The organism is Herbaspirillum sp. Her3, assembly GCF_057961275.1.
This window is the reverse complement of record NZ_CM176328.1, coordinates 211,636-233,767: the sequence shown is the minus strand read 5'-3', so window position 1 is coordinate 233,767 and position 22,132 is coordinate 211,636. Positions and strand designations below refer to the sequence as shown.

Sequence of the window (22,132 nt, the reverse complement as noted above, 5' to 3'; positions counted from 1 at the left end):
CGTGTTCGACTGGCTGTAGTTTGACCTGCGTCGGTAATTTGTAGCCAGTCAGGCAGTGAGTCGGTTGTCGATCATATTCGATTCTAGCCAGGCTCGACGGACCGTAGCTGGAGGTTTGTACTGATGTGCGCTATGCGGCCTGCGCTCGTTGTAGAACTGACGCCATCTTTCAATCAGCACTTTTGCCTCCGCCCGGCTGCGGAACCACTCCCGGTTAAGCAGTTCGTCACGCAGCTTGCCATTGAAGCTTTCCACGAATCCGTTCTGCCATGGACTGCCTGGCGCAATGAAGGCGGGGCCAACGGAGGCATCCCGCAGCCAGCGCATGACCTTGGCCGCTGTGAACTCGGCTCCATTGCGCGCCATCGAGCAAGGACTGGAAAACCTCAAGCGCGTCCCCACAGCCGAGGCCGAACTCCAGATCACGCCATCGGAAGAGGCCGATGCCCAGGCCGGCGACAGCGATCTGGTGTTGCACTACCGGCAGCGCTTCCCGTTCCGCTTTTCCACCTCGCTGGACGATGGCGGTGCGCGTGCGACCGGGCGCTACCAGGCGAGCGTGACCGTGGCCTATGACAACTGGTGGACGCTCAATGATCTGTTCTACGCCAGTCTCACCCGCAGTCTTGGCCGCTACGGAGACCGCGGCAGCCGCAGCCATACGCTGCATTACTCGCTGCCCTTCGGGTACTGGCTGCTGTCCGCGACCAGTTCGGCCAGCCGCTATCACCAGGCGGTGGACGGCGCGTTCGAACCGGTGGTCTATAGCGGCCACGCCGAAACCACCGAACTGAAACTGTCGCGGCTGCTGCAGCGGGGCGCCGCCAGCAAGAGCCATCTCTCGGCGAAGCTGCTGTTACGCAAGTCCTTCAACTTCGTTGACCAGATCCCTTTGGGACCCCAGCAGCGGCACATGACGGCATGGGAACTCGGAGCCCATCACCGGCATTTCATCGGCGCTGCGGTCGGCGAGATCAACCTGAGCTATCGGCGGGCGCTGGACCGCCAGGGCAAGACACCCAAGCACGCACTGGACCTGCCGCAGATCAATACGCGCTACGGCCTGTGGCTGGCGGACGCGGCCCTTCAAGTTCCCTTCCAGATCGGACCGGCACGACTACGCTACACCGCAACGGCCCGCGCCCAATGGAATCGCGGCCAGTTGCCCGCGCAGGATCAGTTCGCCATCGGTGGACGCTACACCGTGCGCGGCTGGCTGCTGCGCAATGAGCTGTCGTGGGGATGGGAAGAAAGGGCAGAGGAAATCTACGCCGGCCTCGATACCGGCGCGGTAGCAGGTCCGCTGGCGCACTATCTGAGCGGGCACCGGCTGAGCGGTGCCGTCCTCGGCTGGCGCGGCAGCGTGGACAAGCTCGGCTACGAGCTCTTCGTTGCCGCGCCGCTGGCCAGGCCGAACGGATTTGCCACCGGTGCGTTGACCGGTGGATTCAGCCTGCAATGGTCATACTGAAAGGCGAAATGGCGCAAAGAAGGCGCGCATCAGCGCCCGCCGTCATTGCTGGCGATAACGGCGCAAGCGGCGCACCGCCAGCTTGTCGGCATCGATCAGGGACTTTTTCAGTGCACGCTTGTGCAGCACCGCGCCCCCGATCAGTGCGACGGCGGCCAGAATGATGATGAGAACATTGACGAGATCAAAGTGTTGCATGATTCCCCCCTACGGCAAATGACGACAGATGAACCCCGGGCCCGGCCCTTCCGGCTGAGCCGGTCTGCAAGACGCCCCCGGTGGCGCCTGCTTGGCCTGTTTTGCACCAGGCTTTGTGGAAAAAATAGCACATGGTCGAGGGAAGACAGTAAATCATATAAATAATTTCCTGAATATTTCCCGTTGGCGCAACAAAAAGCACGACCGTTATATTTTGTCGCTTTTTGTCCTATAATCGCCGGACAAAAGCGGCACAAGGCCAAGCCCTGTTGCCTTGAGATAACGACAACCCACGAGAGACGACCATGCCACCAGCCCCTGCTTACCCCAAAGCATTGCAAGATCTGCGCCTGCCCATCATCTGCTCGCCCATGTTCATTGCCAGCGGCCCGGCGCTGGTGGCAGCGCAGTGCAAGGCCGGGCTGGTCGGATCGTTTCCTGCGCTCAACGCGCGCCCGGCCGAGCTGCTCGATACCTGGCTGACCCAGCTGCAGGAAGAGCTGGCGCAGTGGCAGGCCGAACACCCGGAGCGCAAGGCCGGGCCGATCGCGGTCAACCAGATCGTGCACCAGTCCAATGACCGCCTGGCCCAGGACGTGGCCACCTGCGTCAAGCACCAGGTCCCCATCATCATCTCCAGTCTGCGCGCACCGCCCAAGGAAATGCTGGACGCCGTGCACAGCTATGGCGGCATCGTGCTGCATGACGTGATCTCGCTGCGTCACGCCGAAAAGGCGCTGGAAGCCGGGGTCGACGGGCTGATCCTGGTGGCGGCTGGTGCCGGTGGCCATGCCGGTACGCTCTCGCCCTTCGCGCTGGTGGGCGAGGTGCGCAAGATGTTCAAGGGACCGCTGGCCCTGTCGGGGGCAATTGCCACCGGCGACGCGGTGCTGGCGGCCCAGGCCATGGGAGCGGACTTCGCCTACATGGGCTCGCGCTGGCTGGCCACGCGCGAATCGAACGTGGATGAGGCTTATCGCCAGGCCATCGTGGAGTCCACCGCCGCCGATGTGGTCTATACCAACCTGTTTACGGGCGTGCACGGCAACTACCTCAAGAAGTCCATCGTCAATGCCGGCCTCGATCCGGACAACCTGCCGGAAGCAGACAAGACCAAGATGAACTTCGGCTCCGGTGGCGGCAGCAAGGCCAAGGCCTGGCGCGACATCTGGGGCGCCGGCCAGGGCGTGGGCCTGATGGAGGATGTGCCGACGGTGGCCGAGATGGTCGACCGGCTGGAAGAGGAATACCGTGCTGCACGTGCGCGGCTGTCGCTATGAGGCGACGTTTTTTTGAGAATGGATGAGCTTGGGTCTTCCATTCATGCGAACGAAAAACTAAGTAAAAAGGCGGACCGCAGTACGGGTCCGCCTTTCCTTCATGGTGAGGCCATTCGCAGCCGATGGGGAACGCCGCCAGTACTGGCGCGTCCAAGCGGCTGCCTGCTCTTCCTTTACCGCGCTCCTTGCGCCGGCTTGTGCGAATTGTCTGTCGGACAGATCCTTATTTTTCAAAATCGTTTTGCAACTCGCGGCACTTCTGGCCGGGGGCCCTGTCGTACCTGTTCGCTTCGTGCATACGCAAGGTAATTGATGCGCTGTGGCCACGTTCACACGGCATCGCCCTGCGGCAAAAGAAGAGTCAACCATTCACTTGCGAGGACCCTCACCATGACCAGCTTCCTGAGAACCAGAAAAGATCGTCATCCCAAACAAGACAAGCCACGTCTGCCGCATGAGCATGACCAGAACGCTGCCCCCCAGGACCCGGGGCGCAGCGGCCATCAGGTCGAGCGCCCGGAAATCCGCCAGGCCTATGACGACATCCGCAAGGGCCAGGTCGATACCGACCTGCGCGGCACCGGCGGCCTGGATGAAATGAACAAGGGACCCGGCCGGCGCGCTGCCGGGGCACCAGGCAAGGAGCTCGACGAAGGTTGATCGCTCGACGCTGCAGCGCCGCTCCCGGCCGGGACGGCGCTGAGGTTTTACAGGCCTGACCGGGCAATCCAGTCCGAGATGATCCTGAACAATTCCTGCGGTTTTTCCATCGGCGTCATGTGACCACAGTCGCCGACGATCTCCAGGCGCGATTGCGGTATCTGCCGTGCCATCTCTTCGGACTCTTCCACACTGCGCAATTTGTCTTCGTCGCTGCTGACGATGAGCACCGGGCAGCGCAATTGCTGCAGATCCTCGGCATTGCTGTCGCGCAGGGTCTGCAGCTGGCGCAGGAAGACGTCCTTGCCATTGGCCAGCGCCATGGCCTGCAGCCGGTCCAGCAGATGGCGGTCAGTGCTGCGCGCCGGATGCAGCGATGACGCCAGGGCGCGCGAGGTCAGGCCCTTGAAGGGCGTGCGCTGGGCCAGTTCGATCTGGGCCAGCGTACCCTGCGATTCGCGCTCGGTCTGCGGTCGCGACGAGGTATTGAGCAAACCCAGGCCCAGCACGCGCTCGGGCGCCTTCAGGGCAATCGCTTGCGCAACGAAACCGCCCATCGAGAAGCCGAACAGCACGAAGCGCTCTGGCGCCTGGCGCAGTACGGCGTCGGCCATGGCCTGGATGCCGATGTCCTGGCCCAGGTCACCAAAGTGCAGCGGACCGAGCGTGGCGAGATCGGCCTGCATGTCGTCCCACAGATGTTCATTGAGCATGAAGCCCGGCAGCAGCACCAGGTTGCGCATCGTATTTTTTCCTTGTTGATGATTGAGTAAAAGACGTCGCTACTGGCGCTACTGCAGCCATTGCGCACGCCGGCTGGAACCGGACATGGCCAGGCACAGCACGCCCAGCAAGGCCAGCGCGGCCTGCAAACCCCAGCCATGGGCCAGGAAGCCGAAGACCGGCGGACCAATCAGGCTGCCGCTGTAGCCCAGCGTGGCCACGGCCGCCAGCGCGCTCGATCCGTGCCGTCCGGCAGCGCTGAAGACGAAGGGAAACACTGCGGCCACCCCGGTGCCGGCAATGGCAAAGCCGAGGATGGCGGTGGCCATGCCGGGCGCGGCCACCGCCAGGGCGATACCGCCGCTGGCTACCAGCGTGCCGATCCAGACCACGCGGCGCGCATCGTAGCGGGCCTTGAGACGGTCGCCGACCATGCGCATGATGAGCATCATGCCGGCAAAGGCGGCATAGGCCAGGGGCGTGGTGCCGTCGCTGGCGCCGATATGGTCCTTCATGTAGATACCGCTCCAGTCGGCCACCGAGCCCTCGACGATGGCACCGCAAAAGGCGATCACGCCCAGCACCACCAGGTGCCCGTGCGGCAGCGCGAAGAGCTTGCGCTCGGGATCGTGCTCCGGCCGGTCATCGGGCAGCGCCTGGTAGCCGGCGTAGAGCGGGTAGAGGAACAGCGCAGCCACCAGCAGGAAATGCCACACCGGGGCGATGCCCATGCCGGCCACGGCGCTGGCGGCCAGCGCGCCGGAGAAGGTGCCCACGCAGAACCAGCCATGCAGCATGGACATGATGGGCCGTCCGGCCTGGCGTTCGGCCTGCGCGCCCAGGGCGTTGATGGCCACGTCGAAGCAGCTGGAGGCCGCACCGTAGATCGTGCAGACCAGCATCAGCATCCCCGTGCCGGGGGCCAGGCCCAGCAGCGGCAGCGAGACCAGCAGGGCCAGGCCCGCATAGAGCGCGCTGTGACGCGCACCGTAGTGGCCGGTGATCCAGGCCGCCAGCGGGAAGGAGCCGACCGCACCGATGCCGCCACACAACAGCACCAGCGCCAGCGTGGCCGCATCGAGCTGCAGGTGGTCCCGGATCGCGGGAATGCGGGCCGCCCAGGTGGCGAACACTATCCCCAGCAAGAGGAAGAACAGGGGGATGGCCAACTTGCGCCACGTCAGGCTCGCTGGAAAAGAGCGAGGAGGAGGAGACTGCTTGGTTGTCATCGATAAGTCATAACTGTAAACTGCGCACAATCATTTCTTTCCTGAAATGAGTTTCAGTATTGCAAACCGCTATTATCCGACAACCGGGAAAGCGCATGGTCATGCGCTGTCGGACCAGCGGGTCGGGGTCGCCCGAGGTGGCCCATTCAGAGAGCAGGGAACCTGTAAAGGTTCATGGCCGGTGCATCGCCGGGCTATTATCTATCCATCGAGCAACACCTCTGAGCGACCGCGCACGCTGCCAGCGGCTGCAATCACGCAGGGACAGGAATGCCAGTTTCAGAACCGAACAAGATCTATCAGGAAGTCATCGATGCATTGATCTCGCTGCATCGGCTGACTGACGGCTATACACCCAATCACGAAGACCAGACCGCCGAGCTGGCAGTGATGATCGGGCGCCACCTGAGTCTGCCCGCCGAGCGCATCGACGTGCTGCACATGGCGGCCCAGGTGCACGACATCGGCAAGGCCAGGATACCGCTGGCGCTGCTGACCAAACCCGGACGCATCACGGCCGATGAATATGGCGTGCTCAAGACGCACGTGCAATTCGGCTACGAGATTCTCAACAAGATCAGCTTCCCCTTCAATCTCGCCGAGATCGTCTGGTGCCATCACGAGTACCTCGACGGCAGCGGCTATCCGCGCGGTATCGGTGGCGATGCGCTGCCGCTGGAGGCGCGCATCCTGACGGTGGCTGACATCGTGGAGTCGATGTCGGCCGACCGACCCTACCGCAAGTCGCTGGGCATGGACGTGGCACTCGAAGAGATCCAGCGCCAGAGTGGCAGCCGGCTCGACCCGGTGGTGGTGGATGCCTGTTTGCATGTGGTGAAGCAACACAACTGGCGGCCGATGAACAGCTAGGGCCTGCCCGCATCGGCTACACTGGCGCCACACCACAACAAGACCGCCAGGAGACGCCCCCCATGACCAGCCACGCTGCGCATGCGCCCTCGCCTTTCATCCTGCGCCATCCCATCCTGACCGCCCTGGCCCTGTCGCTGGGCACGGCCGTGGCGCTCGGCGTGGCGCGCTTTTCCTATGCCCTGCTGCTGGCACCGATGCGCGCCGACCTCGGCTGGCCCTACCTGATTGCAGGCGGCATGAATACCGGCAATGCGCTGGGCTACCTGCTGGGCGCGCTGATGACGCCGCTACTGATGCGCCGCTACCAGGCGCATCGCGTGCTCATCGGCGGTGCCTTCGCCACCGCGCTGCTGTCCTTTCTCCCGGCACTGACCACGGACACGCTGCTGCAACTGCTGCTGCGGATGGTAACGGGTGTGACCAGTGCGCTCATCTTCGTCTCGGGCGGTTTGCTGGTCAGTCGCCTGGCCGCGCTGCATACCCATCGCGCCGGCTTGCTGCTGGGCCTGTATTACGGCGGCACCGGCATTGGCATCGTGGCCGCGTCGCTGCTGGTGCCCTCGGTGATGGAGGCTGCCGTCGCTCATGGCGCGCCCCATCCCTGGCAATGGGCCTGGATGCTGCTGGGAGCGCTGGCATTGGTTGCCAGCCTCATCATGGCGCTGCCCGCACGGCTGATGCCGACCTCTCCCGCACAAGCAGCGGCCGGTGGCGGTTGGCGGCCGCGCAGCCTGATGTATGGACTGATCGGGTATCTGTTCTTTGGCCTGGGGTATATCGGCTACATGACCTTCGTCATCGCCCTGCTCAAGGAAGAAGGCATGGCAGCGGCGCGCATCACGCTCTTCTTCGCACTGCTGGGTGCGGCCACTTTCGCGTCTTCACGCATCTGGGCGCGCATGCTGGACCGCTTCCGGGGCGGACAGTCGCTGGCCATCCTCAACGGCCTGCTGTGCCTGGCCACGCTGCTGCCGGCCACTACGGCCGAGCCCTTGGCCGTGTTCGCCTCCGGCCTGCTGTTCGGCGGCTGCTTTCTCTCGGCGGTGGCCTCGACCACGGCCATGGTGCGCCACAACCTGCCGCCCGCAGACTGGCCGGCCGGGATCAGCGCGTTCACCATCATCTTTGCGGTCGGGCAGATTATCGGCCCCTCCATCGTGGGATGGATCGCCGATGGCCCCGGTGGCCTGCAACGCGGCCTGACGTTTTCTGCACTGATGCTGCTGGCGGGGGCGCTGGTGGCGTGGCGGCAGCAGCCGCTGGGCGCTGGCGAAGGGCCGTCGGCGCGTTGACAAAGGGACTGGCGCGGCTTGACGTTTTCTGCACATCGGGCCGCGCAGCCAATGCCGGCGCGGCCTGCAGCGGCCTTACTGCTGGCCCAGATGGCGCCGCAGCGCCTCTACCAGCGTCGCGCAATCCGCATCGGTACCGATGGTGATGCGCAGGAACTGCTTGATGCGCTCGCTCTTGAAGTGGCGCACGATGATGCCATCGCTGCGCAGGGCAGCGGCCAGCTCGGCGGCATCGTGCTGCGCATGGCGGGCGAAGACGAAGTTGGCCGCCGAGGGCAGCACCTCGAAGCCCAGCGCCTGCAGTTGCGCCACCAGCGCGGTGCGGCTGGCGATGACCATATCGCAGGTCTTGCGGAAATACTCTTCGTCCTCGATGGCGGCCGTTGCACCGGCGATGGCGGGGCGGTCCAGCGGATAGGAGTTGAAACTGTTCTTGACCCGCTCCAGCGCATCGATCAGGTCGGCATGGCCGACCGCAAAACCGACCCGCATGCCGGCCAGCGCACGCGACTTGGAGAAGGTCTGCACCACCAGCAGGTTGGGATAGCGCTGCACCAGCGGGATGGCGCTCTGGCCCCCGAAATCGATGTAGGCCTCATCGACCACCACCACCCGCTCGGGGTTGCCCTGCAGGATGCGCTCGACCTCTTCCAGTCCCAACAGGCAGCCGGTCGGCGCATTCGGGTTGGGGAAGATGATGCCGCCGATGGACTCGCCATGGCCGAGGTAATCCCCGGTACGCAGGGTGAAGTCCTCGGCCAGGGGTACGGCGCGATAGTCGACCTGGTACAGGCCGGCATAGGTCGGGTAGAAGCTGTAGGTGATGTCCGGGAACAGGATGGGCTGGCCATGCTGCAGCAGGGCCTGGAAGGCGTGTGCCAGCACTTCATCGGAACCATTGCCCACGAACACCTCGCGCGCCGTGATGCCGTCGGCAGCGTGGCGGCGGGCGATGGCCAGCTTCAGGGGTTCGGCGTCGGGATTGGGGTACAGGCGCAGGCTGTCGCTGACCTCGCGGGCGATGGCCTGCAGTGCCAGCGGCGAGGGGCCATAGGGGCTCTCGTTGGTATTGAGCTTGACCAGGCGGGCGATCTTGGGTTGTTCGCCGGGGGTGTAAGGCGTCAGGCGGCTGACGATGGGGCTCCAGAACTTGCTCATGAGAAATCAGCCCATGCCGGGCCGTACAGAATTGAGGGAAAGCGCAGATGGTAGCAAACTTGCCGCCACCCGGCCGCAGCGGCCGCTGAAATCTCAGAAATAGGGCCGATAGCGCGGCTGGCGCGGCTGCCCCTCATGCTGTGCGGCAGCCGGCCGGGGATGACTGCTGAGCACGGACAGCGCGCGCCCGGCGATCTCGGGCGGCAGGCCGATCAGGTCCTGGCAGGCCCGTTGCATGGCCGGCAGCGAAGCAAACCCGGCTGCGCCGGGACTGGCGCCGGCATCTTCCGGACGTGCCAGTTGCGCCAGCACCCAGGCCACGCGCTGCTCGCGCACCAGGCTACGCAGTGACTCCCCTTCGGCAAAGAGCAGCGCACGCAGGCGTGCCGTACTGATCTGCCAGTCGCGCGCGATGCGCTCTGCGCACCAGTCCGAGGCCGGCTGCGCAAAGATGGCGGCGGCCAGGCGTCGGGCGTGGGGCTTGCTGGTGTCGGCAGCGCGTTCCATGTCGGCCGTCGCACCGGTCTCCAGCGCCAGCGACCACACGGCCGGACGCATGCCCTGGGCCGTGGCGCGCGGATGCGCCAGGCAGGCAAAGCGTACGAAGGGCGGCACCGTGAAACTCTCGCCCTCCTGCAGCTCGACGGCCACGCCGCCGCTCTTCAAGGTGGCTGCGCCCTTCCATACCCGCACGCGCGCCGGTGCGGCGAAACGCAATTCGCGCAGGTGCAGGTGATGATGGGTGACGATGGTCATGGCGGATTCCAATACGGCAGCAGGGCCGTCCGATCTTAAGACATCAGCGTTGACCAGACTGTCGCCGTGGCGACAGGCCGCTTACAGCGAAGCCATGCCGAAGGCGCGCAAGCCATCCAGGTCGACCACGCGGATGCTATGGTAGGAAATCTCGACCAGCCCCAGCTCGGCCAGGTGGCGCATGGCCTGGTTCACACGCTGGCGCGACAGGCCGGTCAAGAGGCCAATCTCTTCCTGCGACAGTTCCAGCACCTTGGAAGTGCGCGGATAGAGCATGGGATGAAACAGCTGCGCAATGGCCTGCGCCACGCGCGCATCGACATCGAGCAGGCGTTCGTTCTGCACGGTGGCGATGAACTGGCCCATGCGCTCGTTCAACTGGCCGATGACGAAGGCATTGAAGGGCAGGCTCTCGGCCATGAGGCGATGGAAGGTATCGGCCGGCACCAGTAGGATCTGCGAGGCGCGGATGGCGATGACGTCATAGCGGCGCGGCTCGCGCTTGATGACGCTACCCTCGCCGCACCAGCCGCCCTGGGGCACGCCGGAGAGCGTGCTGCTGCGGCCATCGATGTTGTAGACCGCCAGCTTGATCAGGCCCTCATGCACGCCGATCCAGTATTGCGAAAGCTCACCGCGCCGGGCCACGAAGGCGTCGGCCGCATAGCGTGCCAGCTGGGTGGTGGCGGCGGCCAGCGCACGATGTTCCGGCGCCAGCGCGGCGAACCAGTCGTATTGCTGCAGAAGCTGCGCCATCGGGCTGCTCATGGGGTCGGCATGGGAGGAAGGAAACGGCAAACATTGTCGCATGTCAGCCTTGTCGTCGTGATGACAAAGCGCAAGCCCCCTTCGGTGCTACCCTAGTGCATAAAATCACAGGTGGCTGATAAAAAATGCACAGGCCACCACCATCCCCGCAGCAAGGAGACAAGCATGGCAGACTTCGACACCGGCCTTGGCCGCAACGCCGCCAATTACGCGGCTCTCACGCCCATCGATTTCATCGCACGCGCGGCCGCCGTGTATGGCAAGCGCACCGCCATCCTCCACAGCGCGCTGCGCCAGGACTGGGACCAGACCTATCGCCGCACGCGCCGCCTGGCCAGCGCCTTGCAGCAACTGGGCGTAGGCAAGAACGATACCGTCTCGGCCATGCTGCCCAATACCCCGGCGATGGTGGAAGCGCACTTCGGCGTGCCCATGGCGGGCGCGGTATTGAATGCGCTCAACATCCGGCTCGATGCCGACTCCATCGTCTTCATGCTGCGCCATGGCGAGGCCAAGGTACTGCTGATCGACAGCGAATTCGCCGCACTGGCCCAGCAGTTGCGCACGCAATTGCCGGCGCTGAAGATCGTCGAAGTGTTCGACGTGCTGGGCCCGCCACCGGTGCCGGGTGAGCGCTTCGGCCATCTGGAATACGAAGCCCTGCTGGCCGAAGGCGATGAACATTTCGACTGGCACATGCCGGCTGACGAATGGGATGCGATTGCGCTGAACTACACCTCCGGCACCACCGGCGACCCCAAGGGCGTGGTCTATCACCATCGCGGCGCGGCATTGAATGCCATCTCCAACATCCTCGAATGGGATCTGCCCAAGCATCCGGTCTACCTGTGGACGCTGCCCATGTTCCATTGCAATGGCTGGTGCTTCCCTTGGACGGTTGCCGCGCGCGCTGGCGTGAACGTGTGCCTGCGCAAGTTCGAGCCCAAGCTGGTGTTCGACCTGATCGCCGAACATGGCATTACCCACTACTGCGCCGCGCCCATCGTGCATGCGGCGCTGGCCAATGCGCCCGAGGGCTGGCGCGCCGGCATTCGCGGTCCGGTCAAGGCGATGGTGGCCGGCGCGCCGCCGCCGGCAGCGGTGCTGGCCAAGATGGAGGCGATGCAGTTCGAGCTGACCCACGTCTATGGCTTGACCGAAGTCTATGGCCCGGCCGCCGTGTGTGCGGAGCAGGATGCGTGGAGCGCGCTGTCGGTGGACCAGCGCGCCGTGCAGAAGTCGCGCCAGGGCGTGCGCTATCACCTGCAGAGCGGCGTGACGGTACTCTCGCCGGACACCATGGAACCGGTGGCGGCCGATGGCGAGGAGATCGGCGAGATCATGTTCCGCGGCAATATCTGCATGAAGGGTTACCTGAAGAACGACCGCGCCACGCACGAAGCCTTTGCTGGCGGCTGGTTCCATACCGGCGACCTGGGCGTGATGAATGCCGATGGCTACATCAAGATCAAGGACCGCAGCAAGGACATCATCATCTCCGGCGGAGAAAACATTTCCAGCGTGGAAGTGGAAGACGTGCTGTACCGCCATCCCGCCGTGCTGGCCGCCGCCGTGGTGGCGCAGCCCGACGAGAAATGGGGCGAGACGCCCTGCGCCTTCGTCGAACTCAAGGAAGGCGCCGAGACCGGCGCGGCCGAACTGACCGAGTTCTGCCGCAGCCATCTGGCCGGTTTCAAGGTGCCCAAGGCGATCTACTTCGGCCCGCTGCCCAAGACGTCCACCGGCAAGATCCAGAAGTTTGAATTGCGCAAGCGCATGAAATCCGACAGCGCCATCAACGTCTGAGGCGCTGCCAGGGCCGTATCAGGCCTTGCGCACGGCGATGTGATACAGGCCCCACGGACATTGGCCGAAGCGCTCCGGCAAGGGGCGCGCGCTCATCTCGGGGAAGCTGTCGGCGTCATACACGGCCCACAGCGGCCCGAGTCCACCCAGCGGAATCGGCTTGCCATCCAGATGGGTGGCGATGATGAAGCGGTACTTGGCGATATCGGCCGCCGAGACCAGCACCGCATAGCCATCCACCGCGCGCAGGGCGCAGTTCTGCACGGCGGCCGGTCCGCCGGCGGCGCGCAATACCTCCGAGAGCAAGGGCCCGCGCAGGCTGTGGCGGCGGCCATCGTATTCCAGCGTGGGATGGATCTCTACCGAGGGCAGCGCCGAGAGGGCGGCAAAATCAAACACGTGGGCCTTGTCGAAAGCCAGTTTCTGCTTGGCCATCATCTGGTCCAGCGCCGGGTCGAGCGCGCCGCGATTGGCGTTGCTGATGTCGCCGGTGACGGTGAGCAGGACCGGACCTGCGCTGGGGCCGGCCTTCTTGTCAGCGGCCAGTGCCGGCAGGGCGGCGGGCGCGGCCAGCAGCGAGGCGCCCAGACTGAGGAACTTGCGTTTTTGCATGGAATGGCCTCCTCTTGGAGATGGGTGGGACGTGCGGTGATGGCGGATTGTAGGGCAATTCCAGGCCACACTGCACACAAAGGACAGCGGCCCGCCTCCATCAGGAAGCAGGCCGTTGCATCAAGCCCTGCGCGCCTCAGTCACGCGGCGGACGGCCGCGCCAGTAACCGGCCAGGATCGATCCCGACAGGTTGTGCCACACCGAGAACAGCGCGCCCGGCAAAGCCGCCACGGGCGTGAAATACAGCTTGCCCAGGGCGGCAGCCAGACCGGAATTCTGCATCCCGACTTCGATGGCCAGCGTACGGCAGACCGCTTCATCAAAGCCCAGCAGACGGCCACCCCAGTAGCCACCCAGCAGGCCCAGCCCGTTGTGCAGGATCACGCCCACCAGCACCACCAGGCCCACCGAAGCGATGCTGGCCTGGCTGCCGGCGACCACCGCCGAGATGATCAGCAGGATGGCCACCATCGACACCAGCGACAGGTAAGGTTCGATACGACGGATCAGCTTGCCGGCGAACAGGTTCAGCACCAGGCCGACCGCAATGGGAACCACCACGATCTGCACGATGGACATCAGCATGGCATGGGCGTCGAAGTGAATGGAGGCATCCACGTAGAGTTCGGTCAGCAGCGGCGTGGCAAACACCGACACCAGCGCCGACAGCGTGGAAATGGTGACCGACAGCGCCACGTCGCCGCGCGAAAGATAGATCATCACGTTGGAAGCGGTACCGGAGGCGACGCTGCCCACCAGCACCATGCCGGCGGTGAGGTCGGGCGGCATGCGCAGCACCTTGGCGATGATCCAGGCCGCCAGCGGCATGACCAGGTAGTGCAGGATGATGCCGGCAGCCACCGGCGCGGGACGCTTGATGATGCGCTTGAAGTCGTCCACCGTGAGGGTCACGCCCATGGTCAGCATGATCAGGGTCAGCAGCTGGGTGATGTATTTGCCCAGGGGGGTGAAGGTCGGCGGCGAGAAGTAGGCAGCGGCGGAAAGCAGCAGCGCCCACACGGGAAAGAGGCGGGTGATGGTGGCAAGCATGGCAATGGATGAATGATGAAGACAGGCCCGTGCATGATGGCGATCATGGCGGGATGGCGCGTTGTTTTATGTTGAAGGCGCGGGTGACGCGAACTGCCGTGGAGAACTCATCGTGCACCCGATAGGGTGACGGCCTCTTCTTGATCTGGCGCCTTGTGGGCGGGGCAAGCGCCTGATTCTACCCGCGCAGGCGGATTCCTGCCGGTTCCCGTGATGCGAGAGAACTTACTGGCGGACCGGATCGCACTTGAAACTGAGCATCACCTTGGGCGGCAGCACGCCAACCAGGCCTTCAGAACGTTCGCTGCCGGTGATGCGCACCTGGCGGCCCATCTTGCGGCACCATGCATCGGCCTGCTGCAGGCCCTCCGCGGCAACGCCGTCATTGCCACTCCAGCGCGAGCTGGCCACCACCACGTACGTATCCTTGTCGAGCTGCGTGACTGGTACCGGGGTGGCGCAGGCGGCCAGCAAGGTGCAAAGGGCCAGGGCAGGTGCCAGCGCCAGGCGGATCTTCATCGGGACTCCCGTTGGTCTTGTGATCCTGCGATGGTAGCCAGCGCGGCAGCCGGCGTCATGCATCCCTACAACTCTTTACAAGGCGCGCTGGCGAAAAAAACGCCGCTGGTATCAGCGGCGTCTTCAACGTACGGATCGGTCAAGCGATCAGCGCGTAACAGGCTTGTAACGGATACGCTTGGGCTTGGCCGCTTCTTCGCCGAGGCGCTTCTTCTTGTCGGCTTCGTATTCCTGATAGTTGCCGTCGAAGAAGGTGACCTGCGAATCGCCTTCGAAGGCGATGATGTGGGTGGCGATACGGTCCAGGAACCAGCGATCGTGGGAGATCACCAGCACGGTGCCGGCGAATTCCAGCAGCGCATCTTCCAGGGCGCGCAGGGTTTCCACGTCGAGGTCGTTGGACGGTTCGTCCAGCAGCAGGACGTTGCCGCCCTGCAGCAGGGTCTTGGCCAGGTGCAAGCGGCCGCGCTCACCACCGGAGAGGTTGCCGACGATCTTCTGCTGGTCGCCACCCTTGAAGTTGAAGCGGCCCAGGTAGGCGCGCGAGGGCATTTCGAAGCGGCCTACGGTGAGGATGTCAGCACCACCCGAGACATCTTCGAAGACCGTCTTCTTGTTGCCCAGGTCTTCGCGCGACTGGTCCACCAGCGATACCTTGACGGTGGGGCCGAGCACGACTTCGCCGCTGTCCGGCGTTTCACGGCCGGCCAGTATGCGGAACAGGGTCGATTTACCGGCACCGTTGGGGCCGATGATGCCGACGATGGCGCCGGCCGGAATCTTGAAGTTCAGGTCGTCGATCAGCAGGCGGTCGCCATAGCCCTTGCTGACGTTCTTGAATTCGATGACTTCATTACCCAGGCGCTCGGCCACGGGAATGAAGATTTCCTGGGTTTCGTTGCGCTTCTGGTATTCGTATTCGGACAGCTCGTTGAAGCGGGCCAGACGCGCCTTGCTCTTGGCCTGGCGGCCCTTGGGGTTCTGCCGCACCCACTCCAGTTCCTTGGCGATGGTCTTCTGGCGGGCCGATTCGCTGGCTTCTTCCTGCTTCAGGCGCGCTTCCTTCTGTTCCAGCCAGGAGCTGTAGTTGCCCTTCCAGGGGATGCCGTGGCCGCGGTCCAGTTCCAGGATCCATTCGGCGGCGTTGTCGAGGAAGTAGCGATCGTGGGTGATGGCCACCACGGTGCCGGGGAAGCGTTGCAGGAACTGCTCCAGCCAGTCCACCGATTCGGCGTCCAGGTGGTTGGTCGGTTCGTCCAGCAGCAGCATGTCGGGCTTGGAGAGCAGCAGCTTGCACAGCGCCACGCGGCGCTTTTCACCCCCGGAGAGCACGCCGATCCTGGCGTCCCAGGGCGGCAGGCGCAGTGCGTCGGCGGCCATTTCCAGTTGCTGGTTCAGGCTGTTGCCATCGGCGGCGGCGATGATGGCTTCCAGGCGCGCCTGTTCGGTGGCCAGGGCGTCGAAGTCGGCGTCTTCCTCGGCATAGGCGGCATAGACGGCATCGAGCTTGGCCTGGGCTTCGAAGACTTCACCGAGGGCGCTTTCGACTTCCTGGCGCACGGTCTTCTCGGGATCGAGCTGCGGTTCCTGGGGCAGATAGCCGATGTTCAGGTTGGGCATCGGGATGGCTTCACCCTCGATTTCCTTGTCGATGCCGGCCATGATCTTGAGCAGGGTGGACTTGCCCGAGCCGTTCAGGCCGAGCACGCCGATCTTGGCGCCGGGGAAGAAGGACAGCGAGATGTCCTTGAGGATCTGCCGCTTCGGCGGCACGATCTTGCCGACGCGGTTCATGGTAAAGACGTATTGGGCCATGGTATGAGTTGCCAGTAAGAGGGGAAACGATAGGGTGGCGTTCAGGCACCGCCGGCGCTGGGCTCTGCCGAGCTTTGCGCGCGGGTGCGCAGATAGCGCCACAAGCCTTCGGCGGAGTATACCGCGAGCGCCGCCCAGATCACGCAAAAGCCGATGGCGCGCGCCCCGCTGAAGGGCTCGCCATAGATCAGCACGCCCCCCAGCAGTTGGATCGTGGGCGAAATGTATTGCATCAGGCCCAGCATCGACAAGGGGATGCGGCGCGCGCCATGGGCAAAGAGCAGCAGCGGCACCGCCGTGATCGGGCCGGACAAGGCCAGCAGGATCCGGGCCGAAGTGGAAGCATGGGTGAAGGCATTGCTGTCGCGCACGGTATCCACCCCCAGGATCAGCAGCACCAGCGGCAACATCAGCAGGGTCTCCAGCGACAGGCCTTCGAGCGCGCCCAGGTGTGCGGTCTTGCGCAAGAGGCCATAGAAGGCGAAGGTCAGCGCGATCACCAGCGAGATCCACGGCAGGCTGCCATTGGCGATGGTCAGCCAGATCACTGCGCCCAGCGCCAGGAACACCGCCAGCCATTGCAGCGGCCGCATGCGCTCCTTCAAGAGCAGGTAGCCCATCAACACGCTCATGAGCGGACTCATGAAGTAACCCAGGCTGGTATCGACGATGCGCCCGGCATTGACGGCCCAGACGTAGAGGGTCCAGTTGCCGCTGAGCAGCAGGGCCGAGAGCAGGAAGCCGGCCGCTACCATGGGCCGCTGGCGCACCTCGGCGACCCAGCGCCACTGGCGCCGCCAGGCCAGCACCGCCACCAGGAACACGCAAGACCAGAACAGCCGGTGCACGACGATATCGAAGGAAGGAATTTCCTTGAGCAACTTGAAGTAGAGCGGGAACAAGCCCCACAGGATGGAGGCGCTGATGGCGTGAAGCATGGGCAGGGCAATGGAATGGAAGGCCAGACCGGACCGGCGCGCCAGGGGGCGCACCCGGTCACGGCTGTGACAAGCTGCCATTATTGCAGGATTCGCCGGGGGTGGTTTGATGCAGGCCCTAGTGCAGTACCTGCAATGCCGACTTTTGCCGGCGATTGTTTTTGGCGGTAACTCGATGGTATTCGAGAAACCTCAGCCGATTGCTTGAGGGCAGGCTGGTTTGCCGCTTGCCAAATTTAGACTCCTTTGACCCAAAAACTTCAGCGCATCTTCGATGAGCGCTGATGGGATGTTTGGGCAACCGCTATCAATTGATGGAAGGAGCAAAATGGAACACACGGAATCTGATGGGCTGCACCGGGCAGACGATTTTTTAGCCAGCATTGACAAACGTCCCGTGAAAAGCAGCTATGCCCTGGCAACGCTGGGCTCGGCCACCAGGCTTGGCGGTGAAATTGCCACAGCCAGCAGCAGCGTGTAGATCAACGGACGCCGTATCGCCTGCGTCGGCGATCTCGTGCGTTACCAGGACGGAACCGAAAGCCGGATCGTCTCGGGCGCTGGCGCCGCATTGGTCTACAGGGACCAGCCGGTGGCTATCGTGGGCAGCGCGACCGACAACGGTGACACGATCATCGGAAGCCTCCAAAGCTCGGCGCAGATCCGGGAATACGCCGACGATGCTGGCATTCCCGGTCTGCTGGAAGCTGGCCACCGGGCTCCGACGGGGGATCAGGCATGAAGATCATCGGTTGGATTCGCTACGGCGATAAAGCCGCCTGCGGCGGCACGGTGATCGAAGGTGACCAGACTTGTATCAGTCATGGGCGAGCTTATGCATTTCAGGGGGCTCGCGTAGCCTGCCGCAAGAACTGCGTCATTGCCGATGGATTTCCACGCTCCACGCTTACTAGGGCCTGTTCACATTAAATCTGCGAGTGCGAGAGGTCGCCAAGCGTTGACTGCCTAGGCGCGGCGACGCGCCGTAGCGGTGCTACGGCAAGGAGCTGCAACAACGGCAGGCGACGCTTGGCGGCCTCTCCCGGAGGGTTTCCCCCAGAAGGCGCGCTGGCCGCGTTGCACGTCAGGGCTGGTGGCACCACCACCAGCCCTGACGCGCGCCTTGCCAGCACGCCTTCTGGGGGCAACGCATCTCGCAGATTTAATGTGAACAGGCCCTAATGGACGGGCTCAGGTGATTCATGGAATGAAGAGCAGTGCTGGATGTCCTTTGCTCTCTACACTCAATGAGGTTGACGGGGTAGGCAATGCGAGCGGTGAGGACATTCCGGCTCGCTTCGTGCAAGACGATGAGGGCGATTGGATTGGGAAAATGAATGAAGGGTATGATCAGCACTTCGTCTTGACAGACGAACAAACCGGGCAGGCTCTTGCCAATCGCTATTACCGGATGACTTGCAACGGAAAAGTCAGTGAGGGTAAAACCGACAGCAAGGGGAGAACAAAGAAAGTATCTTCCGACGACGCCGCAGAAGTCACTATTGAAGTCATGCCAGAAGGCTACACGGGAGCCTCCGCATGATTCCGCAAGCGATCGTGGTTGCAACAGCAGCACTAACGTTAAAGTCAGATTCAGAGCCAGTACGCATCAGGGTCAATAAGCCGCGAGGTTCGATTTATTGGGGCGGTGCCGGATTAAACGGACCCTACATACAAGATCAAGTTTCAGCACTCCAAGAAGCTGGGATAAAGCATATATGGATAGGAAAACGTACCTATGGCGAGTATCCGGAGGGCGTGTCCGATTTTTTGTGTAAACGGGATTTCGTTTAATTCATAGAGATACGTTCACCGAACTGGATAGTAAACCGAGTCAGTGCAGCTTTCCAATCTCGGATGGGCAGCGTCCACTTTTTACTGATGTTGCGCAGGGCCAGGAAGAAGAGTTTAATCAGCGCCTCATCGCTGGGGAACGAGCCCCGGTTCTTAGTCAGCTTGCGCAAACTCATGTTGACCGACTCGATGGCATTGGTCGTATAGATGACCTTTCGAATCTCTGGTGGGAAGTCGAAGAACGGAATCAGACGGGGCCAGTTGCGCCGCCAGGATTGGCCGATAGGCAGATACTCTGCATCCCATTTCTCTTCGAATTCACCGAGTCGGAGTTCGGCTTCTTCGGCGGTTGCCGACTGGTAAATCAATCGTAGGTCAGCCGCCACCTCCGGACGTCGTTTCCATGAGACGTAATTCAAGCTGTGCCGGACCATGTGGACGATACACAGCTGCACCGTGGTCTTCGGGAACACAGCTTCGATGGCATCCGGGAAGCCCTTCAAGCCGTCAACGCAAGCGATGAAGATATCTTGCACGCCCCGATTACGCAGCTCAGTGACAACCTGTAGCCAGAACTTGGCGCCTTCCGTTTGCGCTAGCCACAGTCCCAACACCTCCTTCTCACCGTCCATGGTGATGCCGATGGCCAGGTAGACGGCTTTTACTCGCACCGTTCCTTCACGCACTTTGACATGGATACAGTCCAGATAAACGATGGGATAAATTGGATTCAATGGCCTGGCTTGCCAGGCTTTGACTTCATCGACAACGGCGTCAGTGACCGATGAAATCAGGCTGGGTGACACCTCGGTTCCATACATCTCTTCCAGGTGCGCCTGAATCTCTCTTACTGTCATGCCACGGGCATACAGCGAAATAATCTTGTCGTCGAAGCCGGCCCAGCGCGTCTGATGCTTGGTTACCAGCTTCGGTTCGAAGCTGCCATGACGGTCCCGAGGAACTTCGATTGGCAACTCGCCAAATTCGCCCTTGAGCGTCTTGCGACTCTTGCCGTTTCGGGTATTGCCCGACTCATTGGCTACGCTCCCGTGCTTCTCATGGCCCAGGTGCTCGCTCAGCTCGGCTTCCAGGGCTCGCTCCACCACCAGCTTGGTGAGATGCTTCAACAGGCCTTCTTCACCTATCAAATCTTCGGGATTCTTGTAATTGGCTAGCAATCCAGCCAGTAATTCTTCTGGTACGTCGTGTTTCTTTTTACTCATTGTGGCTCCGGACAAGGCGACAGTTTCCTGCCAATAGTCCGTTTACACAAAATTATGTACAGGCCCGCAATCAACTAACTAGAACCCATTTCACAAATAGGCGTGAGATGCGTTCTAGGGTCTGTTCACATTAAATCTGCGAGTGCGAGAGGTCGCCAAGCGTTGACTGCCTAAGCGCAGCGACGCGCTGTGGTGGTGCCACGGCAAGGGGCTGCAACGACGGCAGGCAACGCATTAAGTATGAAAAGGCCCTAGGGCAGCTTTACCTCAACCTGGCTGGACATCATGACGACCTCGCAGTCCACCTCACTGGCCGCGCGCTCGATGACCAATACATCGGCAGGCCCGATGGTGATCAAGGGATGGTGCCAGACCCCGCGCCGCAGGGTGACACCCTGCCCGGGTTCGATCACGAAGGCGGCAATGGCCGATTCGTCCGGCTGCTCGCCATCGCCGGCCAGCACCGCCAGGCAGCGCGCCGCGCCCATGGGAATGAAGCTCTGGCTGCCCAGGCGGTGGCGCTCGAAGGCGCGCAGCGGATAAGCCGCCTGGCCAGCCGGCGTCTCGGTACGGAAGATCGCCACGCAGGCCCGGCCGCCCGCTTCGTCCACGTCGAGGCTGGCCACGTCGTCGTAGCGGCGGGCTGTGCCGAAGTTGATGTCGCGCTCGGAGCGGCCCGGTGCGATCAGTTCACCGTAGGCGGCAAAGGCCTCGCGCGTCAGGGCTTGCGCCAGGATCACGCGCAGCATGGACTGGGACTCAGGCGCACGCATGCATCAATCCTGCCGCGTAGCTGATCAGGGAACGATCGCTGCCGGGCGGCGCGATCAGCGACAGTCCGAAGGGGGCTCCATCGAGCTGCATCAACGGCAGCGAAATCTGCGGGAAGCCCGACAGGCCAGACAGACAGAGCATGCGCACGGCCTGGTTGCGATAGTCTTCCAGCGACTGTTCAGAATCGGTCAGCAGGGGTGCCACATCCGGTGCACTGGGCAGGAGCAGGACGCCATCCTGGCCGAGCAGGCGGGTGAAGGATTCGCGGAAGGTGCGCCGCACCGCGCTGTGCTCTTCCATCTGCTGCGGTGTGATGGTGGATGACCAGGCGAAACGTTCGGCCACGCCCGGCCCCAGCTGGAAGCCGTGGCGGCTGATGTTCTCGCCATGGGCCCGCCAGGCTTCATAGCCCTGGATATGGCGGAAGGCCCAGTACAGCGCATCAAAGGAAGGCGCGGCGGCCTTGACCGGCTGGGGCGTGCCCAGCACACCATCCAGGCGATCCAGCAGCTGCCCGAACTGCGCCTGCACACGCGGCGCCAGCAGGGCCAGTACGTCGGCAGCGACCAGCACGCGCGGCTGCACGGGCAAGGGTGCGCTGTCTTCGCCCAGCAAGACGGCACCGGCGCGGCTGAACACATCCATGTCGCGCGCGAACCAGCCGCAGGTGTCGAAGCTGCCGGCCAGTTCCATGACGCGCTCCAGCGAGACGCGGCCATGCGTGGGGCGCAGGCCGATCAGGCCGCAGTGGCTGGCCGGCACGCGCACCGAGCCACCGGTATCGGTGCCCAGCGCCAGGTCAGCCAGGCCATTGGAGACCGCCGAGGCCGAACCGGAACTGGAGCCGCCCGGGATGCGATCCGGCGCACCGCCATTGCGCGGAGTACCGAAGTGGGCGTTCTTGCCATTCATGGAGAAGGCCAGCTCATCGGTATAGACCTTGCCGACGAATTGAGCGCCCGCTTGCAGCAGCGCCTGCACCGCCGGTGCCGAGTCGGTCTTGATGCCGGACAGAGCCAGCATGTGCGGGTTGCCGCAACCGGTGGGATAGCCGGCCACGTCGAAGATGTCCTTGACCGCCAGCCGTACGCCGGCCAGGGGACCGCTGCTGGCGTGGGGTTGCGGCACGAAGGGATAGGGGACGAAGCAGCGGGCGGTGGAGACATCGGCACTCATGCGGTTTCCTTGTCGG

Annotated in this window: 24 protein-coding genes and 1 pseudogene; 10 read left to right on the top strand and 15 right to left on the bottom strand. The window is 63.4% G+C overall.

Going from position 1 to position 22,132, the window contains the following annotated elements:
- Nucleotides 1–48 precede the first annotated feature (48 nt).
- A pseudogene (locus ACVC5H_RS01060) lies at nucleotides 49–357 on the bottom strand (integrase core domain-containing protein); the annotation flags it as partial.
- On the opposite strand from ACVC5H_RS01060, the gene ACVC5H_RS01055 reads away from it, so the two are divergent.
- A complete protein-coding gene (locus tag ACVC5H_RS01055; protein WP_489620578.1) occupies nucleotides 326–1,471 on the top strand; it encodes a ShlB/FhaC/HecB family hemolysin secretion/activation protein in 1,146 nt (381 codons plus the stop codon). The pseudogene ACVC5H_RS01060 and the gene ACVC5H_RS01055 sit on opposite strands and share 32 nt — an antisense overlap.
- A gap of 42 nt (nucleotides 1,472–1,513) precedes the next feature.
- Here the strand turns inward: ACVC5H_RS01055 and ACVC5H_RS01050 are convergent, their stop codons facing one another.
- On the bottom strand, nucleotides 1,514–1,669 hold the full coding sequence (locus tag ACVC5H_RS01050) for a hypothetical protein (protein ID WP_489620577.1): 156 nt from the start codon (nucleotides 1,667–1,669) through the stop codon (nucleotides 1,514–1,516).
- Nucleotides 1,670–1,974: 305 nt separating this feature from the next.
- On the opposite strand from ACVC5H_RS01050, the gene ACVC5H_RS01045 reads away from it, so the two are divergent.
- Together ACVC5H_RS01045 and ACVC5H_RS01040 are read left to right on the top strand one after the other, a co-directional pair.
- Entirely contained in the window at nucleotides 1,975–2,949 is a 975-nt protein-coding gene (locus ACVC5H_RS01045) for an NAD(P)H-dependent flavin oxidoreductase (RefSeq protein WP_489620576.1), read from the top strand.
- Nucleotides 2,950–3,339: 390 nt separating this feature from the next.
- Complete coding sequence (locus ACVC5H_RS01040) at nucleotides 3,340–3,609, top strand: hypothetical protein (protein WP_338717289.1); 270 nt, start codon at nucleotides 3,340–3,342, stop codon at nucleotides 3,607–3,609.
- 47 nt (nucleotides 3,610–3,656) lie between these two features.
- Here the strand turns inward: ACVC5H_RS01040 and ACVC5H_RS01035 are convergent, their stop codons facing one another.
- Together ACVC5H_RS01035 and ACVC5H_RS01030 are read right to left on the bottom strand one after the other, a co-directional pair.
- Nucleotides 3,657–4,352 carry an alpha/beta fold hydrolase gene (locus ACVC5H_RS01035; RefSeq protein WP_489620575.1) on the bottom strand — a complete coding sequence of 232 codons (696 nt, stop codon included), beginning with the start codon at nucleotides 4,350–4,352 and terminating at the stop codon, nucleotides 3,657–3,659.
- Between the two features lie 48 nt (nucleotides 4,353–4,400).
- Nucleotides 4,401–5,561 carry an MFS transporter gene (locus ACVC5H_RS01030; RefSeq protein WP_489620574.1) on the bottom strand — a complete coding sequence of 387 codons (1,161 nt, stop codon included), beginning with the start codon at nucleotides 5,559–5,561 and terminating at the stop codon, nucleotides 4,401–4,403.
- A gap of 270 nt (nucleotides 5,562–5,831) precedes the next feature.
- On the opposite strand from ACVC5H_RS01030, the gene ACVC5H_RS01025 reads away from it, so the two are divergent.
- Both ACVC5H_RS01025 and ACVC5H_RS01020 read left to right on the top strand, forming a co-directional pair.
- Nucleotides 5,832–6,431 carry an HD-GYP domain-containing protein gene (locus tag ACVC5H_RS01025; protein WP_489620573.1) on the top strand — a complete coding sequence of 200 codons (600 nt, stop codon included), beginning with the start codon at nucleotides 5,832–5,834 and terminating at the stop codon, nucleotides 6,429–6,431.
- Nucleotides 6,432–6,493: 62 nt separating this feature from the next.
- The gene (locus tag ACVC5H_RS01020) at nucleotides 6,494–7,726 is read left to right on the top strand and encodes a YbfB/YjiJ family MFS transporter (RefSeq protein ID WP_489620572.1); all 1,233 of its coding nucleotides are present in this window, start codon (nucleotides 6,494–6,496) and stop codon (nucleotides 7,724–7,726) included.
- A 75-nt stretch (nucleotides 7,727–7,801) separates the two neighbouring features.
- On the opposite strand, the gene hisC is transcribed toward ACVC5H_RS01020, so the two are convergent.
- The 3 genes from hisC to ACVC5H_RS01005 form a co-directional block, all read right to left on the bottom strand.
- The gene (gene hisC / locus ACVC5H_RS01015) at nucleotides 7,802–8,884 is read right to left on the bottom strand and encodes a histidinol-phosphate transaminase (RefSeq protein WP_489620571.1); all 1,083 of its coding nucleotides are present in this window, start codon (nucleotides 8,882–8,884) and stop codon (nucleotides 7,802–7,804) included.
- Nucleotides 8,885–8,977: 93 nt separating this feature from the next.
- Complete coding sequence (locus tag ACVC5H_RS01010; RefSeq protein WP_489620570.1) at nucleotides 8,978–9,640, bottom strand: hypothetical protein; 663 nt, start codon at nucleotides 9,638–9,640, stop codon at nucleotides 8,978–8,980.
- Nucleotides 9,641–9,721: 81 nt separating this feature from the next.
- Nucleotides 9,722–10,396, bottom strand: coding sequence for a Crp/Fnr family transcriptional regulator (locus tag ACVC5H_RS01005; protein ID WP_489620569.1), 675 nt, complete (start codon nucleotides 10,394–10,396; stop codon nucleotides 9,722–9,724).
- Between the two features lie 177 nt (nucleotides 10,397–10,573).
- Here ACVC5H_RS01005 and ACVC5H_RS01000 point away from each other — a divergent pair, with 177 nt between their 5' ends.
- The gene (locus tag ACVC5H_RS01000; RefSeq protein ID WP_489620568.1) at nucleotides 10,574–12,214 is read left to right on the top strand and encodes an acyl-CoA synthetase; all 1,641 of its coding nucleotides are present in this window, start codon (nucleotides 10,574–10,576) and stop codon (nucleotides 12,212–12,214) included.
- An 18-nt stretch (nucleotides 12,215–12,232) separates the two neighbouring features.
- On the opposite strand, the gene ACVC5H_RS00995 is transcribed toward ACVC5H_RS01000, so the two are convergent.
- The 5 genes from ACVC5H_RS00995 to rarD form a co-directional block, all read right to left on the bottom strand.
- Nucleotides 12,233–12,826, bottom strand: coding sequence for a putative pterin-binding protein (locus ACVC5H_RS00995; RefSeq protein WP_489620567.1), 594 nt, complete (start codon nucleotides 12,824–12,826; stop codon nucleotides 12,233–12,235).
- Between the two features lie 136 nt (nucleotides 12,827–12,962).
- The gene (gene panS / locus ACVC5H_RS00990; protein ID WP_489620566.1) at nucleotides 12,963–13,877 is read right to left on the bottom strand and encodes a ketopantoate/pantoate/pantothenate transporter PanS; all 915 of its coding nucleotides are present in this window, start codon (nucleotides 13,875–13,877) and stop codon (nucleotides 12,963–12,965) included.
- 225 nt (nucleotides 13,878–14,102) lie between these two features.
- Nucleotides 14,103–14,396: a hypothetical protein gene (locus tag ACVC5H_RS00985; protein ID WP_489620565.1), complete on the bottom strand. Its 294-nt coding sequence runs from the start codon at nucleotides 14,394–14,396 to the stop codon at nucleotides 14,103–14,105.
- Between the two features lie 147 nt (nucleotides 14,397–14,543).
- Nucleotides 14,544–16,211 (bottom strand): energy-dependent translational throttle protein EttA, encoded by a 1,668-nt coding sequence (gene ettA, locus ACVC5H_RS00980; protein WP_489620564.1) that lies wholly within the window; start codon nucleotides 16,209–16,211, stop codon nucleotides 14,544–14,546.
- Between the two features lie 41 nt (nucleotides 16,212–16,252).
- Nucleotides 16,253–17,149: an EamA family transporter RarD gene (gene rarD / locus ACVC5H_RS00975; protein ID WP_489622634.1), complete on the bottom strand. Its 897-nt coding sequence runs from the start codon at nucleotides 17,147–17,149 to the stop codon at nucleotides 16,253–16,255.
- A gap of 328 nt (nucleotides 17,150–17,477) precedes the next feature.
- Here rarD and ACVC5H_RS00970 point away from each other — a divergent pair, with 328 nt between their 5' ends.
- The 4 genes from ACVC5H_RS00970 to ACVC5H_RS00955 all read left to right on the top strand — a co-directional run bounded on the left by ACVC5H_RS00970 (nucleotide 17,478) and on the right by ACVC5H_RS00955 (nucleotide 18,692).
- Nucleotides 17,478–17,630 (top strand): hypothetical protein, encoded by a 153-nt coding sequence (locus tag ACVC5H_RS00970; RefSeq protein WP_489620563.1) that lies wholly within the window; start codon nucleotides 17,478–17,480, stop codon nucleotides 17,628–17,630.
- Between the two features lie 36 nt (nucleotides 17,631–17,666).
- Nucleotides 17,667–17,891, top strand: coding sequence for a hypothetical protein (locus ACVC5H_RS00965; RefSeq protein ID WP_489620562.1), 225 nt, complete (start codon nucleotides 17,667–17,669; stop codon nucleotides 17,889–17,891).
- The gene (locus ACVC5H_RS00960) at nucleotides 17,888–18,079 is read left to right on the top strand and encodes a PAAR domain-containing protein (protein WP_489620561.1); all 192 of its coding nucleotides are present in this window, start codon (nucleotides 17,888–17,890) and stop codon (nucleotides 18,077–18,079) included. Before ACVC5H_RS00965 ends, ACVC5H_RS00960 begins: the two co-directional genes overlap by 4 nt.
- Nucleotides 18,080–18,356: 277 nt before the next feature.
- Nucleotides 18,357–18,692, top strand: coding sequence for a hypothetical protein (locus ACVC5H_RS00955; protein ID WP_489620560.1), 336 nt, complete (start codon nucleotides 18,357–18,359; stop codon nucleotides 18,690–18,692).
- 247 nt (nucleotides 18,693–18,939) lie between these two features.
- Here ACVC5H_RS00955 and ACVC5H_RS00950 read toward each other — a convergent pair whose 3' ends face one another.
- The 3 genes from ACVC5H_RS00950 to ACVC5H_RS00940 form a co-directional block, all read right to left on the bottom strand.
- Nucleotides 18,940–20,166 (bottom strand): IS256 family transposase, encoded by a 1,227-nt coding sequence (locus tag ACVC5H_RS00950; RefSeq protein ID WP_209585377.1) that lies wholly within the window; start codon nucleotides 20,164–20,166, stop codon nucleotides 18,940–18,942.
- Nucleotides 20,167–20,417: 251 nt separating this feature from the next.
- Nucleotides 20,418–20,939 (bottom strand): ureidoglycolate lyase, encoded by a 522-nt coding sequence (locus ACVC5H_RS00945; RefSeq protein ID WP_489620559.1) that lies wholly within the window; start codon nucleotides 20,937–20,939, stop codon nucleotides 20,418–20,420.
- Complete coding sequence (locus ACVC5H_RS00940) at nucleotides 20,926–22,116, bottom strand: amidase (RefSeq protein ID WP_489620558.1); 1,191 nt, start codon at nucleotides 22,114–22,116, stop codon at nucleotides 20,926–20,928. Before ACVC5H_RS00940 ends, ACVC5H_RS00945 begins: the two co-directional genes overlap by 14 nt.
- Between the last annotated feature and the right edge of the window lie 16 nt (nucleotides 22,117–22,132).

Bases quoted from the DNA above. Each gene is read 5' to 3' on its own strand.
- panS (WP_489620566.1), bottom strand. From the start codon at position 13,877: ATGCTTGCCACCATCACCCGCCTCTTTCCCGTGTGGGCGCTGCTGCTT.
- ACVC5H_RS00960 (WP_489620561.1), top strand. From the start codon at position 17,888: ATGAAGATCATCGGTTGGATTCGCTACGGCGATAAAGCCGCCTGCGGC.
- ACVC5H_RS01010 (WP_489620570.1), bottom strand. From the start codon at position 9,640: ATGACCATCGTCACCCATCATCACCTGCACCTGCGCGAATTGCGTTTC.
- ACVC5H_RS00950 (WP_209585377.1), bottom strand. From the start codon at position 20,166: ATGAGTAAAAAGAAACACGACGTACCAGAAGAATTACTGGCTGGATTG.
- ACVC5H_RS01005 (WP_489620569.1), bottom strand. From the start codon at position 10,396: ATGGCGCAGCTTCTGCAGCAATACGACTGGTTCGCCGCGCTGGCGCCG.
- ACVC5H_RS01045 (WP_489620576.1), top strand. From the start codon at position 1,975: ATGCCACCAGCCCCTGCTTACCCCAAAGCATTGCAAGATCTGCGCCTG.
- ACVC5H_RS01025 (WP_489620573.1), top strand. From the start codon at position 5,832: ATGCCAGTTTCAGAACCGAACAAGATCTATCAGGAAGTCATCGATGCA.
- rarD (WP_489622634.1), bottom strand. From the start codon at position 17,149: ATGCTTCACGCCATCAGCGCCTCCATCCTGTGGGGCTTGTTCCCGCTC.
- ACVC5H_RS01050 (WP_489620577.1), bottom strand. From the start codon at position 1,669: ATGCAACACTTTGATCTCGTCAATGTTCTCATCATCATTCTGGCCGCC.
- ACVC5H_RS00995 (WP_489620567.1), bottom strand. From the start codon at position 12,826: ATGCAAAAACGCAAGTTCCTCAGTCTGGGCGCCTCGCTGCTGGCCGCG.
- ACVC5H_RS00985 (WP_489620565.1), bottom strand. From the start codon at position 14,396: ATGAAGATCCGCCTGGCGCTGGCACCTGCCCTGGCCCTTTGCACCTTG.
- ACVC5H_RS01040 (WP_338717289.1), top strand. From the start codon at position 3,340: ATGACCAGCTTCCTGAGAACCAGAAAAGATCGTCATCCCAAACAAGAC.
- ACVC5H_RS00955 (WP_489620560.1), top strand. From the start codon at position 18,357: ATGAAGAGCAGTGCTGGATGTCCTTTGCTCTCTACACTCAATGAGGTT.
- ACVC5H_RS00945 (WP_489620559.1), bottom strand. From the start codon at position 20,939: ATGCGTGCGCCTGAGTCCCAGTCCATGCTGCGCGTGATCCTGGCGCAA.
- ACVC5H_RS01020 (WP_489620572.1), top strand. From the start codon at position 6,494: ATGACCAGCCACGCTGCGCATGCGCCCTCGCCTTTCATCCTGCGCCAT.
- ACVC5H_RS00970 (WP_489620563.1), top strand. From the start codon at position 17,478: ATGGAACACACGGAATCTGATGGGCTGCACCGGGCAGACGATTTTTTA.
- ACVC5H_RS01030 (WP_489620574.1), bottom strand. From the start codon at position 5,561: ATGACAACCAAGCAGTCTCCTCCTCCTCGCTCTTTTCCAGCGAGCCTG.
- ACVC5H_RS01000 (WP_489620568.1), top strand. From the start codon at position 10,574: ATGGCAGACTTCGACACCGGCCTTGGCCGCAACGCCGCCAATTACGCG.
- ACVC5H_RS00940 (WP_489620558.1), bottom strand. From the start codon at position 22,116: ATGAGTGCCGATGTCTCCACCGCCCGCTGCTTCGTCCCCTATCCCTTC.
- ACVC5H_RS01055 (WP_489620578.1), top strand. From the start codon at position 326: ATGACCTTGGCCGCTGTGAACTCGGCTCCATTGCGCGCCATCGAGCAA.
- ettA (WP_489620564.1), bottom strand. From the start codon at position 16,211: ATGGCCCAATACGTCTTTACCATGAACCGCGTCGGCAAGATCGTGCCG.
- ACVC5H_RS01035 (WP_489620575.1), bottom strand. From the start codon at position 4,352: ATGCGCAACCTGGTGCTGCTGCCGGGCTTCATGCTCAATGAACATCTG.
- hisC (WP_489620571.1), bottom strand. From the start codon at position 8,884: ATGAGCAAGTTCTGGAGCCCCATCGTCAGCCGCCTGACGCCTTACACC.